Below are 16,885 nucleotides of genomic sequence, written 5' to 3'. Positions count from 1 at the left end.
TTCTATGGAAATAAACGTTAAAATTAAAGAGAACCTTCGTATCCAAGCATTCTACTTGTTTTTCATTATCACATCCATCCAAATAGGCGTCGGGATAATGGGAGCTCCAATGTATATTTTTACTGAAGCACAACAGGATTCATGGATATCCATTATTATCGCGTTCGGTTATTTATTACTTGTACTATTCGTTATGTTTCGCATATTAGATCAATATGAAAATGCAGATATTCTTGGAATACAAGTGGATATCTTTGGTAATTGGCTGGGAAAAATATTGGGGACATTTTATATAATTTATTTCGCTGCTGCATTGTTATCCGTAATTCTGACGTATATCGATGTTGTTCAAGTCTTCATTTTTCCGGAAATAAGTTCACTTATCATCGGTGTTTTACTTATTTCCCTAATAATTTACTGTATTTATGGGGGATTGCGAGTAATTGTTGGTGTCGTGTTTATTTTCTTTTTTTCTGCACACTGGCTTCTATTTCTTTTATACGAGCCAGCTATAAGAATGGAACTGGATCACTTTCAGCCATTTTTCCAAGCATCTTTTCCCGATTTATTAAAAGGAGCAAGGGCTACATCATACAGTTTTGCAGGTTTTGAAATTCTGTTACTGATTTATCCATTTATTCAGAACAAAGAAAGAGCTAAATTCCCTACCTATTTTGGTGCGTTTTGGTCTTTTGGACTCCTACTCATTGGTACCGTCATTTCAATTGGTTACTTTAGTGCGAAACAATTGAAAGAGCTGGAATGGGCTGTATTATCCTTATTTAAGATAGTTTCTCTTCCTTTTGTTGAGCGTTTTGATTATATCGTTGTTGCCGAATGGATGATGGTTGCTTTGCCAAATATGATTTTACTAATGTGGGCTATAACTTATGGAATTAAACGTATGTACAAGGTTCCACAAAAAAAGACATTAATTATAACATCATTTATTTACTTAATTCTTATTGCCTTAATGTCCAGTCATAATATAGTCATTAAGCTAACCGAGTTGGTTTCCAAAATTGGATTCTGGATTGTTTATGTCTATCCATTTATACTCTTACCAATTGTATTACTGAAAAAACGATGGCAGAGGAAAAAGGAAAGTGAATCTGGATGAGGAATATTTTAAAATTAGTTGTTTTGTCATTGTTATTAATTACTTCTCTTACTGGCTGTGTGCAAACCAAATCTATTGAAGACCTTGCAATTATTAATACCCGTGGTGTCGACATAATAGAAGATAACAAAATAGAAACGACTTTAGTAATTTATAAATTTGACTCCCAAAACCAAGAACTTTCATCAATTGTTTCTGGGGAGGGTAGAACCATTAAAGGTGCCCGTAAGAATGCAAATTACAAAACAAGCTTCAAATTAACACCCGGACAAATACGGCTTGAAATGTTTGGAAAAGAAACTGCTAAAAAGGGACTATTAAGTTATATAGATACACAAATACGTGATGCCAGGGTGTCGGATACCATGTATTTGGCACTAAGTGAGACAACCGCAAAAGATGTAATTATACAGACGCAAGAAGGATCATCTGTTCACGTGGGGAAATATTTATATGAATTAATCGAACAAAATGTAAAAGATAATATTATTCCGCGCGTTACCTTGCATGATTTTCTGCAAACCTATTACGACAATGGGCATGACCCATACTTGCCTGTTTTGTCAACTGCGACAAAATCACCCACATTATCAGCTATTGCCTTATTTCAAGATGATAAATATGTTGGACAAGTTCCATTAAGTGATGCTTTATTAATCAATGTTTTCAACAAATCAATCGAAAATGCTACTCTAGAAGTACAACTTCCAATGCAGCCATTCAAAAAATATTTAAAAAGTGAAAGGTTGGATGAAAATGATGAAGATACAGCACATGCACTAATGAAGGTATTAAGAGGTAACAGTAAATCAAAGATAACAAATCAACAGAATATGCAATTTCAGACAGAAATTACTTTTAATGTAACGATGTTGGAGTTATCAGAAGAAATAGACCTGAAAAAACCTAAGGCTAAAGAAATTTTTGAAGAAGAAGTGAAAAAGATTTTTAAGAAACAGTATGAACAGCTTTTCAAGAATTCACAGGAGTTAAATTCAGATCCTTTTGGGTATGGTACTATCTATCGGATCAATAAACACGGTGGTAAACTTACAGATAAGGAATGGCGTGAAAAGTTTCCCGATATAAATGTAGATTTTAAAATAGACTTTACCCTTAAAGGACATGGTACAACTCCATAGTAGATTTTAAAAAGAAACCGACCTCACAAAAAGGGTCGGTTTCAAATCATCCATGATATTCTTCACTCTCTTTCACATCATTAGATACTAAGCCGGACAACACGTGTACACGTAAAATAAATCCGACGAGCTTTTCTTCCTCATTTATAACTGCAAGTGGAAAACTTGATTCCAATGCTTTTGGAATAATATCATTTACATATTCATCTTTTGGTACTACCGCAACATCGTGACGCAGAACATCTTCAAGCGATTTCTTCTCCTTTAAACCTGAAATCGCATCATCAATTGTCACAATTCCTTTCAAATGACGTTTGCGATCCACAACAAATACACTGGAGATACCGTTCTCTTCCATTTCTTTTCTGGCAACATTTAAGCCATCTTTCATGGAAACTAGCGCATTCGGTTTAATCATGACATGTTCAGCCTGGAAAACTTTTGAACGGTCAATATCCTTTATAAAATCAGATATATAGTCATTTGCAGGCTTTTCAATTATTTCCTCTGGTGTACCTATTTGATTGACCTTACCATCTTTCATGACCGCCACACGATCACCCAATTTAAATGCCTCATTAACGTCATGTGTAATAAAAATGATTGTCTTTTGCAAACGGTCTTGGATATCAAGCAATTCAAGTTGCATTTCACGGCGAATTAATGGGTCAAGTGCACTGAATGGTTCATCCATTAATAGAATATCAGGATCATTTGCAAGCGCTCGAGCCAAACCTACACGCTGTTGCATACCACCAGATAGCTCATCAGGATATTTTTCTTCATATCCTTTCAATCCGACAATATCAATATTTTTCTGTGCAATTTCTCGCCGTTCCTCTTTAGAAATATTACGTATCTCCAGACCGTATTCAACATTTGCCATAATGGTCCGATGGTTGAAAAGACCAAAATGCTGGAAAACCATTGCAACCTTTTCCTGACGAATATGCTTCAGTTGTGAACCATTGAATTTAACGATATCTTCCCCATCGATAAAGATTGATCCGTCTGTTGGTTTATTTAATAAATTAAAGCAGCGAATTAATGTTGATTTACCACTACCTGAAAGCCCCATGATAACAAAAATTTCGCCTTCTTTTATATCCATAGATGCGTCGTAAACACCTACAGTATGACCCGTTTCAGCAAGAATTTGATCTTTTTCCATACCTGCTTTTATTTTAGGGATTATTGACTTTGGTTTCGAACCAAAGATCTTTGATACATGCTCAAGTTTAATTTTAGTAGACATTAACTTACCCTCCTATGCTTCTGGAGCTTGTCAGCTACCCCACCAGTAATACGGTCAATTATAATCGCTAAAAATACAATGCTAATACCCGCTTCAAAACCTAATGCAATATCGATTTGGTTAATAGATACTAGAACTTGCTCACCAAGACCTTGTGCACCAACCATTGATGCTATTACAACCATTGCCAATGCCATCATTGTGGTCTGGTTTACCCCAGCCATAATTGTTGGCAGAGCTTGTGGAAGTTGAATTTTGAAAAGCATTTGCCAATTTGAAGATCCGAAAGATTGTGCTGATTCAATAACTTCTCTGTCGACACTTCTAATTGCTAGTTCTGTAAGCCTGATTACTGGTGGAACTGCATAAATTAAGGTAGCAAAGATTGCCGATATATTCCCTAGTCCAAAGAAAAATATTGCTGGGATTAAATACACGAAACTCGGCATCGTCTGCATCGCATCTAAAATAGGACGCATTACGGTCGAAAATCCTTTACTAAATGCCATCCATACCCCTGATGGGATACCTACAGCCAAGGAAATGATAACAGCTGTCATAACAATCGCTATAGTAGTCATCAAATCTTCCCATAAACCGAATGTACCAATCAAGAATACAAATGCACCATAGAGAACCCCAGATACCATTGACTTGAAATACCAGCCAAGTATTACTATTAATAGAATAAACACCCACCAAGGCATCCACAGTAAAAAGCCTTCAATTGCATTGATAATCTGTGATGAAAATAGATAGATAAAATCGAAAAAGCCTTCTAATGATTCATCTAGAAATCTAACTAAGTCTGCAACATAATCTCCAAGATTAGTAGTTATACCAGGAAAAGCACCCATAGGTACCACCTCTTTCTTTTAAATTAGAAAAAGCAGCCGACCTTAATCCGGCGCCAGCTGCTTGAGATTTTTACTCCATTGAATCTTTGACTTTCTTGGCCACGTCTTCAGGGACCCAACTTGTCCAAATATCTTCATTTTCGTTCATCCACCATATTGCTGCTGCTTCAGGTGAAATATCTTCTTTAGATTCCATATAACTTAAAGCTTCTTCAGTTAACGGACTGCTAGTTTCATAATTTTTAAGAAATTCTACAACCTCAGGTGCCGGACCAGGAACATCTTTGTGAACTGCAGTTACAACATCATTTGGAGGAAACTCTGTACCTTTTGTTTCATCCCATGTTTCCTGATCAAATTCTGGTTCTTGCAATAATGTTAAATCATATTTAGCAGTCACAGCAGTTGGTGACCAATAATATCCTACCCAAGGCTCTCCAGCATTATATGCGTCAGTTAAAGATGCTACTATAGCTGCGTCAGAGCCTGGCTTGAAGTTTACAAATGTATCGTTCAATCCATATGTTTCCATTTTTTGAGTGATCGTTTTTTCAACAGCCCAACCACTTGGAGCATTTATCAAACGACCTTTATCAGGTTCTGCTGGGTCTGCAAATAATTCAGGATAATTTTTCAAATCTTCAACGGTTTTTAACTCTGGTGCCATTGGTTCAATACCGCGTTCTTCATCACCCTCTATTACGTATGTTGGTACATATAACCCTTGAACATTATCGTCAAAGTTTACAGAAGTTTTTACGATATCACCAGCTTCAATCGCCTCTTCATATACTTCTTTAGTATTATCTGTCCAAATCTCCATATAAACATCAATGTCACCTTCAATGAAGCCTTGCAAAGTCGCTGCAGTCGATCCAGCAGTAACTTCTGTATCAATACCATAGCCTTCCTCGATGATCTTTTGTGCGATACTATTATGCACTTTGATACTGTTCCAGCCAGCATCTGCAAACACGAGCTTATCAATTTTTTCTTCTGAATCCGAACTAGAATCGGAACCTCCGCAAGCAGAGAGAATCCCTACTAAAATAATAGCAGAAAACAATAATAATAGTTTCTTCAAAATAATTACCCCTTTATTTTTGTATTGTCGAAAATAAGTAAAAGTACGTCACACGGACGTGATTAAAATATGTGTATATGATGTAACAGCTGAAGGATACATATATAGAAGAGATGTGAAGATGAAAGTTAATGACAACACTCTTTATGATAGGGAATTGCATTTTTTTTATCAAACTGTATTTAAAGCGTTTATCCCCAATTAACAATGATTATTGGAAGTCAGTGGCTTCTAGCTATATATATTTGCTTAATTGTCGAAAATACTACAGTATTCGATAACATTTAAATTTCTAACACGTTATAACTGGTTTCCGTTTAATGAATTAAATGTGAAATGTCCCCGAAAAGCTGATGCGCTTGGGGACATTTTCTCATTGCTTATTGGGATAGTTCACTTTTTACCTGAGTTTTTAATAATTTCAATCACTCGGTCTCGCGCTTTCTCGCTCTGATAATTTTTCATGTTATCCATCATAATTGGGGCATGCTCTTTTAATTGAGAGAGTTCATGCACCAGCGAATCTTCTGTTAGTTCTTCTTCTTCCATTACACGAGCATATCTTTTTTCAACAAACGATTTCGCATTTATGATTTGGTCTCCTCTGCTCGCTTCTTTTGATAACGGGATAAGCAGCATTGGTTTTCGCAATGCCAAAAACTCAAAAATAGCATTTGACCCTGCTCGTGAAAGGACAAAATCAGTTGCAGCAAAAAGATCCTTCAATACTTCATTCACATATTCAAATTGCTTATATCCATCACGATTTATCGATGTGTCTGTTTTACCTTGCCCGCATATATGTGCTATTTGAAATACTGGTAATAGCTCATCAAGGCTAGCTTGTACTGTATTGTTGATTTTTTCAGAGCCACCACTGCCACCCATGATGAGTAAAACTGGTTTTGCTTTAGAGAATCCGCACAACTCCAAGCCCTTATCCTTATTTCCCTGAAATAACTCATCCCGAATAATGGCACCCACATATTCAGCCTTCTTCTCTGGAAGATATTTCATTGTTTCAGGAAATGTTGCCAAGACTTTGTTAGCAAAAGGAATAGCGAGCTTGTTTGCGAGTCCTGGTGTGAAGTCTGATTCATGAATAACAGCTGGTACGCCACGCATCTTTGCTGCCATAATTACTGGCACAGAAACAAAACCGCCTTTCGAGAAAATAATGGACGGGTTTCGCTTACCAATAATCCGCCAGGCCTGCATCGTACCTTTCATTACTTTAAATGGATCTTTAAAATTTTCCTTAGACATATAACGACGTAATTTTCCTGTTGAAATCGGATAATATGTAACACCCTTAAGCTGTTCAATCAGATTTCGTTCAATTCCTCTTTTGGAACCGATATAATCAATTTCCCAGCCTTCTTTTTGGAATATGGGTATGAGTGCAAGATTAACGATCACATGACCAGCTGAGCCTCCACCTGTAAAAAGAATTCGATTCGTACTCACAGAATTAACTCCTTTCTTTCATAAAGCTAACTTAACTTGTATAATTGCTTTTATAATTATAAAAATCACTTTCTCTATCCTAATCGAAAAACATATAAAAAGGAAGAGTATTATGTATGAGACAGCGACACTAAAAGAAAAATTAAAACTATTTAATATCATATTAATACCCATCCTTATTACCCAAATAAGTATGTATTTAATGAATTTTTTTGATACGGTGATGTCCGGGCAAGCTGGTGCTGCTGATTTAGCTGGTGTTGCTATTGGATCCAGTCTTTGGGTACCTATTTTCACCGGTGTGAATGGAATCCTGCTCGCAATTACTCCTATTATAGCGCAATTAACCGGAGCAAAGTCGGAGGGCGAAATATCCAAAAAAATTCAACAGGGTATTTACTTGTCTATTGCATTGGCACTTATCATTGTGGTCCTGGGCGCATTTGTACTTAACCCTATCCTGAATTCAATGGACCTGGAATCTCAAGTGCGACACACAGCTAAATATTATCTTATTGCCTTAAGTACAGGTATTGTCCCCTTATTTATTTTCAACACATTACGCTGTTTTATTGATGCTCTTGGTCAAACTCGAGTCTCCATGATTATCATTTTGATTTCACTACCATTAAATATATTCTTTAATTATATTTTTATTTTCGGCAAGCTTGGAGTGCCTGCCTTTGGTGGCATCGGTTCTGGTATTGCAACCGCGATTACTTATTGGTTAGTTTGTGTTATTGCAATAGGAATCATCCATAAAATTCAGCCTTTTCGCAGCTACAGGATTTTATTAAATTGGGTTTCTCCATCCCTGAAAGCGTGGTGGGAGCAGCTTACAATCGGAATCCCAATTGGTTTTGCGATCTTTTTTGAGACAAGTATCTTTTCAGCTGTCACACTTTTGATGAGTTTCTACAGCACATATACAATTGCCGCTCATCAGGCTGCAATTAACTTCGCCACGATGCTATATATGATTCCACTAAGTGTTGGCATTGCCCTGACCATCGCGATTGGTTTTGAAGTCGGAGCCAAACGTTATGACCATGCCCGAACATATGGCTATATAGGAATTAGTGGCGGTATTTTTATCGCCGCATTTGCAGGACTTGTGTTATATGTATTCAACGACATGGTTGCAGCACTTTATAACTCGAACCCTGAAGTAATTAAATTAACGAAGCAATTTATCTATTATGCAATCTTCTTCCAGCTGGCAGACGCATTCGGCGCGCCAATTCAAGGCGCATTACGTGGCTATAAAGATGTTAATATGACACTCATTATGGCATTCGTATCATATTGGGTCATTGGATTACCTAGTGGCTGGCTTTTGGCGAATTATACAGCATTAGAACCGTTTGGTTATTGGGTTGGTATTATTATTGGATTAAGTGTTGGGGCGATTACATTACTATGGCGCCTGCTTTATTTACAAAAAAAATATGTACGAAGTGGTGAAACCTGCTAGTTTACTGGTAGGTTTCTTTTTTCAACTGGATGATTAAAAAGCAATAAAACTTACGAAAAGTGCCTCCATAAAAGAAGAAAGCCACCCAAACTTGGTGGCTTTTCTAAATAATTCCTATAAGAATATTCCTGCTACGGTAGCAGATAAGATTGACGCAAGTGTTGCACCAACTAATAGCTTCATTCCAAAGCCAGAAACCTTGACTGCTTTTTCGCTGTCAATAGCCTGTACTGTTCCCGCAATAATACCAATGGATGAGAAGTTGGCAAAGCTTGTTAGAAATACGGATACGATTCCGATTGTTTTCTCGGACATGCTACCTAGCATTTTTTCGAACTCTAGCATAGCCACAAATTCGTTCGTAACAATCTTAGTACCCATTATTCCACCAGCTTCTATAACCTCACCAGGCGCAATACCCATTAAAATACCGATCGGAGCTATAATATATCCTAGAATTTGCTGTAAGGTAACTCCAGCAAACACTGATTGAATGATCCAATTTACTAATTCTAGTGAAGCGATAAACGCAACAAGCATTGCTGCAACGATTAAAGCAATTTTACCACCATCAAGCGCACCATTACCCATTGCTTCAAAAATACTTTTATCATTTGATACATCTTTCACATCAACATGATCATCTTCCGCTGCCACATTAACAGGCGAAATAACGGATGAAATCATCAATGCACTAAACATGTTAAGCGGTAATGCAACGAGTACATATTCTGGAGGAAGAATCTGAATATATGCTCCAACAATCGATGCTGAAACTGAACCCATTGCCGACGCACTTACAATATATAAACGATTCTTGTCCAAGTGATGAAACTGAGATTTAATCGCTAGTAATGCTTCAGATTGTCCAAAGAAAATACTGTTCACAGCATTAAACGATTCCACCTTTGGCAACCCGGTGATTTTTGATAAGAACCCGCCAAAATATTTAATAATCGGCGGCAAGATTCTTAAATACGTTAGCACTGACAGAATGGTTGAGAAAAAGATAATTAGAAGTAGGACATCAAAGAAGAAAATGCTTCCACCTTCTGTACGTGCAACCCCACCAAGTATAAAGTTAATACCTTCCATGCCAAATTCAATTAATTTATTAAATCCAGCCGAAATACCGTTTATAATTGTCTGTCCAATTTCTGTAGCGAACATAAACCACGTTATTAAAAATTGCGACCCTAACATAACGATGATGCCTTTATAATTAATGTTTTTCTTATCGTTGGACATCAAAAATGCTAGTCCGAGGACGATGATGATTGCTAGAAACCCGAGAAGTATATCCACGGATGCAGCCTCCCTTATAGTTAATTAACTGTTGTTGTAACTGCTTACAATAACGTTTTCCATAAATGATTCTAGCAGGTTGTCAGACGTCATGCAAGTTAAATTTTTTCCAATTTGTGCACTGTTTTAGTAGTACCCTACATTGAAACTTTTTAACTACTTTAATTTGACTGCTCACGGCACACTTATAAGAAAAATATAAGCAGCATATTCCCATCCTGTACTTCTGCTGACTCCCCAAGCGGATGCCAAGATCCATCAAAAGTTAAAAGGACCCTAGCTATGATTCGCTAGAGCCCCATGTAAATTTATTTAATTAATGTGCAGGGAAAAAGATCATTTGCAAGACGAACACTATTCCAAAGAAATATAAAATCCAGTGGACATCTTTTCCTTTCCCGGTAACTAATTTTAATAATGGATACGTTATAAATCCAATCGATATCCCTGTTGCAATGCTGGAAGTCAGTGGCATTGTTAAAATAATTGCAAACGCTGGAAATGCTTCATCGAATGTTTTCCAGTCAATTCGTGCCAGCCCTTCCATCATAAAACATCCCACAATAATTAATACAGGAGCTGTAATTGCAGGTAGTCCAGCTATCGCACCTACTACCGGTGTGAAGAAAATGGAAATTGTAAATAATCCAGCGATGACCAATGCCGTTAAGCCTGTACGACCACCCGCCGCAACACCAGAAGAAGATTCGACATATGCTGAAGCAGGACTTGTCCCAAACATTGAACCTACTGTTGTTGCCGTAGCATCAGCTAATAGTGCTGATTTTGCTCGTGGCATTTTTCCATCTTTAATAAATCCTGCTTGTTCTGCCACCCCAATCATAGTTCCAGTTGTATCAAAAATCGTTACCAGTAAAAATGCGAAAACAACTGTATAAAGTCCGTTGGCAAACACTCCACCGATATCGATATCAAAGAAAACTGGCATTGGTGGAAGCGATGTAAAACCTTCTGTGAATTCCAGCTGACCGGTAAAATAAGCGATGATACCCGTAGCCAGCATACCTAGAAATAATGCGCCTTTAATATTTCGAGCCATTAGAATTAGTGTTATAAATAATCCAGCTAAAGTTAATAGAGTCATGGGCTGGTGCAGATCACCAAAACCAACCATGTTTGCCTCATTTGGTACGACAATACCTGACATCTTAAGACCCAGAAAGGCTATGAATAAACCTATTCCAGATGTAATGCCAAATTTTAGTGAAGGTGGTATTGCCCATATTAACGTTTCACGTAACTTTGTGAAACTCAATAAAACAAAGAGAATACCTGCCAAAAATACCGTTCCAAATACTACCTGATAGGATAACCCCTGAGATGCAACAACACTGGCAAAATAAGCATTCAGTCCCATACCTGGCGCAATCGCAATTGGATAATTGGCACCTAATGCCATGAATACCGTTCCAACAACTGCAGCAATGACCGTAGCCATAAATACTTGATCAAATGGTACCCCTGCCGAAGAGAGGATTGCCGGATTTACCACAACAATATAGACCATTGTTAAGAATGTAGTTATGCCTGCAACAAACTCTGTTTGGATTGTTGTATTGTTTTGTTTTAGTTTAAATAGATTTTCCAATGACTTCACCTTACTTCCGAATAATTATAATCACAAGTAACATAATATTCGTTTTTAGGATAGAATGCAATACCTGAAAAAGATTTCTATCGCAAATTTTGAGCTTAATCGTCATTTGGATTATGTAACAGGATGTGCAGCTTATCCAGATACCCGTTCTGTTAGTTCAGCACCCTCTTCTGCTGATTCAGCACCCTCTTCTGTTGATTCAGCTCCTCCTTCTGTCGATTCAGCACCCTCTTCTGTCGATTCAGCTCCTCCTTCTGTCGATTCAGCTCCTCCTTCTGTCGATTCAGCTCCTCCTTCTGCTGATTCAGCTCCTCCTTCTGTTGATTCAGCTCCTCCTTCTGCTGATTCACACCCCTCTTCTCCTCATTCGCAACCCTCCACAACCTCTCCTCTGCTGATTCACAGCCATCCTGCCCATTCGCACCCACCGAAGACATCACAACATACAAAAAACCCCGCTTCGACATACATCAAAGCGAGGTTCATATACAGCTTTTAATTAATTAATTAATTATCCTTCTAACAATAGATCATATGGGTCTTCAAGCAATTCTTTAATTCTAACTAAGAATTGCACCGCATCTTTCCCGTCAACAATACGGTGATCATAAGACACTGCAAGATACATCATTGGACGTACTTCAATGGAATCGTCTGGCATTACCATTGGACGTTTTTGAATGTTATGCATACCAAGAATACCTACTTGTGGTGCGTTTAAAATAGGAGTTGACATCATGGATCCAAAAGTACCACCATTTGTGATGGTGAATGTTCCACCTTGTAAGTCGTTCAATCCTAATTCTTTATTAATAGCTTTCTTGCCTAAGTTACCAATTTCACGTTCAACACCAGCAAAGTCAAGACGATCTGCGTCGCGAACAACTGGTACTACAAGACCTTCCTCAGTAGATACAGCAATTCCGATGTCATAGAATTTCTTCATTACAATCTCGTTGCCCTGTATTTCTGCATTCAACAGTGGGAACTCTTTCAATGCACCGATTACTGCTTTGGTAAAGAATGACATAAAGCCAAGTTTAACATCGTGTTTCTTAATAAAGTTTTCTTTGCGCTCACTGCGAAGCTTCATAACGTTTGTCATGTCCACTTCGTTAAAAGTTGTCAGCATCGCTGCTTCTTGCTGAACTTCAACAAGCCGATTTGCAATCGTTTGGCGGCGACGGCTCATTTTCACGCGTTCAACAGGTTTATCGAACTCTGTTTTCTCGGATTTCTTAGGTTCTTCTTTTTTAGCTGGCTTGGATTCTTTCTTATCACTGCCGCCCTTTGCTGCAGAATCAACATCTTCAGGACGGATACGACCTAATGGATCACGTGCTTGAACACTACTTAAATCGATTCCCAGTTCGCGAGCACGTTTACGAGCAGCAGGTGATGCAATTACATCTTGCTTATTATTAGAAGCATCTTCTTTCGCTGGTTCTTTTGGTTCCTCTTTTTTAGGTGCTTCCTCTTTCTTTTCTTCTTTTGGCTCTTCAGCTGAAGCATCCCCGCCAGCTTCACCATTTTCATCTATTTTAGCAATTACGTCTCCAACTTCAACGTCTTCGCCTTCTTCACTGACAATTTCAGTAATTACGCCGGCAAAATCGGAGTTAACTTCGACATTAACTTTGTCTGTTTCCAGTTCTACAACTGGATCACCTTTTTCTATCTTGTCGCCTTTTTTCACTAGCCACTCGGCAATTGTACCTTCTGTAATGGACTCTGCAAGCTCTGGAATTTTAATTTCGTTCACTGGAATCTCCTCCTTTTGACGGATTAATCGCTTCTCGTACTATTTGGTTCTGTTCTGTTTTGTGTATGTTCGGCTCACCAACTGCTGGAGAGGAACGGTCTGGACGGCCTATATAACGTAGCGATTGACCCTCGTTCAACAATTCTCTTAAGTAATCATCCACGAAATCCCAGCTGCCCATGTTTTTCGGTTCTTCTTGTACCCAGACAATCTCCTCTAGGTTAGGAAGTTCTTTTAATGCTTTTTCTAGTTCTTTTTTCGGAAACGGATAAATTTGTTCTAATCGAAATGCACGAAGCCAATCAAAATTCTCTTCTGAATTATCAATTGCATCTTCAACATCCACCATTACTTTACCGCTACCAATTAATAAACGCTTTGCATTTTTCTTACTTACCTTCAAGTTAGGTTGTTGTCTCAAAGGTTCAAATTTTCCTTCTGTAAACTCTTCCGCAGTGGATGCAACGCGCTGATTACGCAATAAGCTTTTTGGAGTCATTAACACTAATGGTCGTGCTTCCTCTTTATCACGTAGTGCTGCCTGACGACGAATTAAATGGAAAAATTGCGCTGCTGATGTCACATTTGCTACTATCCAGTTTTTCTCTGCGGCCATCTGCAAATACCGCTCTAAACGTGCACTGGAATGTTCTGGACCCTGACCTTCATAGCCATGTGGCAACAGCATAACCATGTTGGACTTTTCGCCCCATTTCGCACGACTTGCTGCGATGAACTGATCAAAGATAACCTGACCAGCATTCGCAAAATCACCGAATTGAGCTTCCCAGATCACTAGAGTGTTTTTGGATTGTACACTGTACCCGTATTCAAATCCTAATACACCTGCTTCAGAAAGCGGACTATTACGAATATCAAAAGATGCTTTAGCTTGATCTAAGCCATGCATTGGACAATAGGTTTCAGCAGTTTTAACATCGTGTAACACCATATGTCTATGTGCAAATGTTCCACGTTCCGTATCCTGACCTGTTAGTCGGATCGGAATACCATCATTTAATATAGATGCGTATGTTAAAGCTTCTCCTGCTCCCCAGTCTGCTTTGTTTCCTTCTTCTAGAACATTCTCGCGACGCTTCAGAATTTTTTCGAGTTTCTTAAACCCGGTAAATCCTTCAGGACGTTTCAATATACCAGCATTAAGAGCTTTCAAATCCTCAAGCGCAACTGCTGTTTCAAAGCGATCCAAACCATTTGCTAATGCTTTTGGCATATTTTTAGCTTCGGCCTCGCCTGTCTTATTTTCTTTCATACCGTCATAAATACCACGCAGACTAGATTCTACTTGATCTTTAATTTTTTCAAATTCATCCGTATCTACAACACCGTCAACCTTCAGCCTATCGGCAAAAACTTTTGCCGCTGTTGAGTGCTCATCAATATCCTGATATAAATATGGCTGAGTTGTACGCGGTTCGTCCATTTCATTATGTCCATAGCGACGATAGCCTACCAGGTCAATCAGAAAATCTTTATGAAATTTTTGACGATATTCATAGGCAATTTTGATTGCAGAAACGCATGCAATTGGATCATCAGCATTGACATGAATAATTGGTATTTCAAACCCTTTTGCCAAATCACTAGCATAACGAGTTGATCGTCCATCTTCTTGATTTGTTGTGTAACCAACAAGGTTATTTGCGATAATATGGAGTGTTCCACCTGTCTTGTAGCCAGGCAATCCACTTAAGTTCAATGTTTCTGCAACAACACCTTCACCAATAAACGCTGCGTCTCCATGGATTAATACACCTACAGCTTTATTAATATCCTGTTCTGGATAGCCACTTTCTGATCGATTATCTTGAGCAGCACGGGCAAATCCTTCAACAACCGGGTTTACAAATTCTAGATGTGATGGATTATGTGCAAGCGTGATTCGCGTTTCGATTTCATCGCCATCCTTCACTTCTTTTGTTGCACCAAAGTGATACTTCACATCTCCAGTCCATCCATAATTAATACCTGTAGATCCTTCTGAGGGTATTAACTCTTTATCTGGTGAATGGTGAAATTCAGAAAATATTCTATCGTAAGGTTTTCCTAATACATGCGCTAAAACGCTTAAACGTCCACGATGGGCCATTCCCATCATTATATGTTCAACTTTGTCTTCTGTCGCATACTTAACAATACGATCAAGCATTGGGACCATCGCTTCCAAGCCTTCAATCGAGAAGCGCTTCTGCCCCACAAAAGTTTTCTGCAAAAAACCTTCAAAACCTTCTACATGAGCAAGACGTTCAAGTAATTGCCTTTGTTCCTCATTGGAAAGTTTTAAATGAAACTCTCCAGACTCAATACGTTCCAAAAGCCATGTTCGTTCATCATCATTATTGACATGATCATATTCAAATGTAATAGTTCCAGAATAGAGCTTTTTTAAGTTTTGTATGACGTCGAATCCATCTTCTACACCGCTAGGAGATTGCTCCCATAACCAAGATGCAGGCATATTTCTTAAATCTTGTTCTGATAATCCATAGGTTTTTGGATTAACTAATTCTGTATCACGCTTTTTACGTCCTACTGGATAGATGTCCGCTTCCAAATGCCCAAAACGACGAATAGCCTCAACAAGTTTCATTGCTGAGGTTAGCTTTTTAACATTATCTATAGACGGCGCTGATTCAGATGTTGCTTGTATGGTACCTTTTGATTGGTTCAGCCATTCAGGAGCCCCATGCTCATCAAAGATTTCTCTCAGTGATGGGTCAACAGCTTCATGATTTTCTTTGTATAAATCATATTGCTCTTCAATATACCCCATATTTGGACCATGAAAAGTACCCCAGAATCTTTCGTTAGATTCTTCATTCTGTGCCACGTCTTATACCCCCATTAGAAGTTAACTTTACCCCGTTGCAAAACGGTCTTTTACACTCAAGTTTCATTATAGAACTCTACTATGATTTCATCAACTAATATACCCTATTTTGCAAATAGAAACAACATACAATCAAGTCATTTCAAATATTTTCATGAACATGACATATCTCCTGGTTCACATAAGGTTAATTATTCGGTATAATAAGGGCATAAATATGTTAATGCGTACTTTACATATAGAATAGAAGGAGGAAACGTCATGAAATTAGCACTATTAATGGGCGTTATTGTAACATTTGTAACATCTTGCTTCACTTCAGGTTACGATGCAAAACCAGGAGTTCCTAAAAAGGAACAGTAATAATAAAAGCCGCCATGTTCACACATGACGGCTTTTTTAGCAGTATTTTCTCATTGCATAAGTGCAATGGCTCGGAGATAAGCTGAGTCTTCTAAAATACCAATCTATTCCAGCCCTGAAAAGTCCCGCTGTCTTAATGCTTCATAGATAATAATCGCTGAAGTGTTGGACAAATTTAACGACCGTACTTTATCACTCATATGAATTCGCAAGCACCTGTCTTCTTTTCCCTCTAAAAGGCTTTTCGGAATTCCGTCCGTCTCGCGGCCAAATACAAAGAACAGGTCTTCATCACTATTACTGTAATCATATTCCGTATAATACTTTGTACCAAAGTTTTCAATATAATAAAACGTTCCTTCTGGATATGTAGCATATAAGTCTTGGATTGAATCATATTCGCGAATATCGACGTTTTCCCAATAATCAAGCCCAGCGCGCTTCACCATTTTATCATCGGTAGAAAACCCAAGTGGATGGATCAAATGCAGCGTTGCATCTGTTGCTAAACATGTTCTTGCAATATTTCCCGTATTTGCAGGTATTTCTGGCTGATATAATACAATATTTATACTCACTGTTCATTC

Annotated in this window: 13 protein-coding genes; 3 read left to right on the top strand and 10 right to left on the bottom strand. The window is 38.1% G+C overall.

The genetic code is table 11. The annotated features are described in order from the left end of the window. The first annotated feature begins 4 nt into the window (after positions 1 to 4). Together BMY13_RS10190 and BMY13_RS10185 are read left to right on the top strand one after the other, a co-directional pair. The gene (locus tag BMY13_RS10190) at positions 5 to 1,120 is read left to right on the top strand and encodes a GerAB/ArcD/ProY family transporter (RefSeq protein WP_092504387.1); all 1,116 of its coding nucleotides are present in this window, start codon (positions 5 to 7) and stop codon (positions 1,118 to 1,120) included. Continuing rightward, a complete protein-coding gene (locus BMY13_RS10185; RefSeq protein ID WP_092504384.1) occupies positions 1,117 to 2,262 on the top strand; it encodes a Ger(x)C family spore germination protein in 1,146 nt (381 codons plus the stop codon). The genes BMY13_RS10190 and BMY13_RS10185 overlap by 4 nt, the downstream gene beginning before the upstream one ends. 46 nt (positions 2,263 to 2,308) lie before the next feature. On the opposite strand, the gene BMY13_RS10180 is transcribed toward BMY13_RS10185, so the two are convergent. The 4 genes from BMY13_RS10180 to BMY13_RS10165 form a co-directional block, all read right to left on the bottom strand. Then, complete coding sequence (locus BMY13_RS10180; RefSeq protein WP_092504382.1) at positions 2,309 to 3,517, bottom strand: quaternary amine ABC transporter ATP-binding protein; 1,209 nt, start codon at positions 3,515 to 3,517, stop codon at positions 2,309 to 2,311. Next, positions 3,517 to 4,374 carry an ABC transporter permease gene (locus tag BMY13_RS10175; protein ID WP_092493551.1) on the bottom strand — a complete coding sequence of 286 codons (858 nt, stop codon included), beginning with the start codon at positions 4,372 to 4,374 and terminating at the stop codon, positions 3,517 to 3,519. The genes BMY13_RS10180 and BMY13_RS10175 overlap by 1 nt, the downstream gene beginning before the upstream one ends. 70 nt (positions 4,375 to 4,444) lie before the next feature. Next, positions 4,445 to 5,458 (bottom strand): ABC transporter substrate-binding protein, encoded by a 1,014-nt coding sequence (locus BMY13_RS10170; protein ID WP_342728843.1) that lies wholly within the window; start codon positions 5,456 to 5,458, stop codon positions 4,445 to 4,447. Positions 5,459 to 5,851: 393 nt separating this feature from the next. Next, entirely contained in the window at positions 5,852 to 6,925 is a 1,074-nt protein-coding gene (locus tag BMY13_RS10165) for an undecaprenyldiphospho-muramoylpentapeptide beta-N-acetylglucosaminyltransferase (RefSeq protein ID WP_092504377.1), read from the bottom strand. A gap of 112 nt (positions 6,926 to 7,037) precedes the next feature. On the opposite strand from BMY13_RS10165, the gene BMY13_RS10160 reads away from it, so the two are divergent. Continuing rightward, a complete protein-coding gene (locus BMY13_RS10160; protein ID WP_092504375.1) occupies positions 7,038 to 8,399 on the top strand; it encodes an MATE family efflux transporter in 1,362 nt (453 codons plus the stop codon). A 114-nt stretch (positions 8,400 to 8,513) separates the two neighbouring features. Here the strand turns inward: BMY13_RS10160 and BMY13_RS10155 are convergent, their stop codons facing one another. The 6 genes from BMY13_RS10155 to trmL all read right to left on the bottom strand — a co-directional run bounded on the left by BMY13_RS10155 (position 8,514) and on the right by trmL (position 16,876). Further along, the gene (locus BMY13_RS10155) at positions 8,514 to 9,704 is read right to left on the bottom strand and encodes a NupC/NupG family nucleoside CNT transporter (protein ID WP_092493547.1); all 1,191 of its coding nucleotides are present in this window, start codon (positions 9,702 to 9,704) and stop codon (positions 8,514 to 8,516) included. A 316-nt stretch (positions 9,705 to 10,020) separates the two neighbouring features. Next, on the bottom strand, positions 10,021 to 11,313 hold the full coding sequence (locus tag BMY13_RS10150) for an NCS2 family permease (RefSeq protein WP_092504373.1): 1,293 nt from the start codon (positions 11,311 to 11,313) through the stop codon (positions 10,021 to 10,023). A 161-nt stretch (positions 11,314 to 11,474) separates the two neighbouring features. Continuing rightward, positions 11,475 to 11,750, bottom strand: a complete 276-nt coding sequence (locus BMY13_RS10145; RefSeq protein WP_139184816.1) for a hypothetical protein — start codon at positions 11,748 to 11,750, stop codon at positions 11,475 to 11,477. An 83-nt stretch (positions 11,751 to 11,833) separates the two neighbouring features. Further along, positions 11,834 to 13,084 (bottom strand): 2-oxoglutarate dehydrogenase complex dihydrolipoyllysine-residue succinyltransferase, encoded by a 1,251-nt coding sequence (gene odhB / locus BMY13_RS10140; RefSeq protein WP_092493545.1) that lies wholly within the window; start codon positions 13,082 to 13,084, stop codon positions 11,834 to 11,836. Continuing rightward, on the bottom strand, positions 13,071 to 15,935 hold the full coding sequence (locus BMY13_RS10135; protein WP_092493544.1) for a 2-oxoglutarate dehydrogenase E1 component: 2,865 nt from the start codon (positions 15,933 to 15,935) through the stop codon (positions 13,071 to 13,073). Before BMY13_RS10135 ends, odhB begins: the two co-directional genes overlap by 14 nt. Before the next feature lie 467 nt (positions 15,936 to 16,402). Beyond that, entirely contained in the window at positions 16,403 to 16,876 is a 474-nt protein-coding gene (gene trmL, locus BMY13_RS10130) for a tRNA (uridine(34)/cytosine(34)/5-carboxymethylaminomethyluridine(34)-2'-O)-methyltransferase TrmL (protein WP_092504369.1), read from the bottom strand. Positions 16,877 to 16,885: the final 9 nt, after the last annotated feature.

The organism is Virgibacillus subterraneus (assembly GCF_900110695.1).
GTDB classification, from domain to species: Bacteria; Bacillota; Bacilli; order Bacillales; family Amphibacillaceae; genus Lentibacillus; species Lentibacillus subterraneus.
This window is presented reverse-complemented; position numbering and strand designations above follow the sequence as displayed.

Excerpts from the sequence above, each read along its gene's own strand:
- BMY13_RS10190 (WP_092504387.1), top strand. The coding sequence starts at position 5 with ATGGAAATAAACGTTAAAATTAAAGAGAACCTTCGTATCCAAGCATTC.
- BMY13_RS10185 (WP_092504384.1), top strand. The coding sequence starts at position 1,117 with ATGAGGAATATTTTAAAATTAGTTGTTTTGTCATTGTTATTAATTACT.
- BMY13_RS10180 (WP_092504382.1), bottom strand. The coding sequence starts at position 3,517 with ATGTCTACTAAAATTAAACTTGAGCATGTATCAAAGATCTTTGGTTCG.
- BMY13_RS10175 (WP_092493551.1), bottom strand. The coding sequence starts at position 4,374 with ATGGGTGCTTTTCCTGGTATAACTACTAATCTTGGAGATTATGTTGCA.
- BMY13_RS10160 (WP_092504375.1), top strand. The coding sequence starts at position 7,038 with ATGTATGAGACAGCGACACTAAAAGAAAAATTAAAACTATTTAATATC.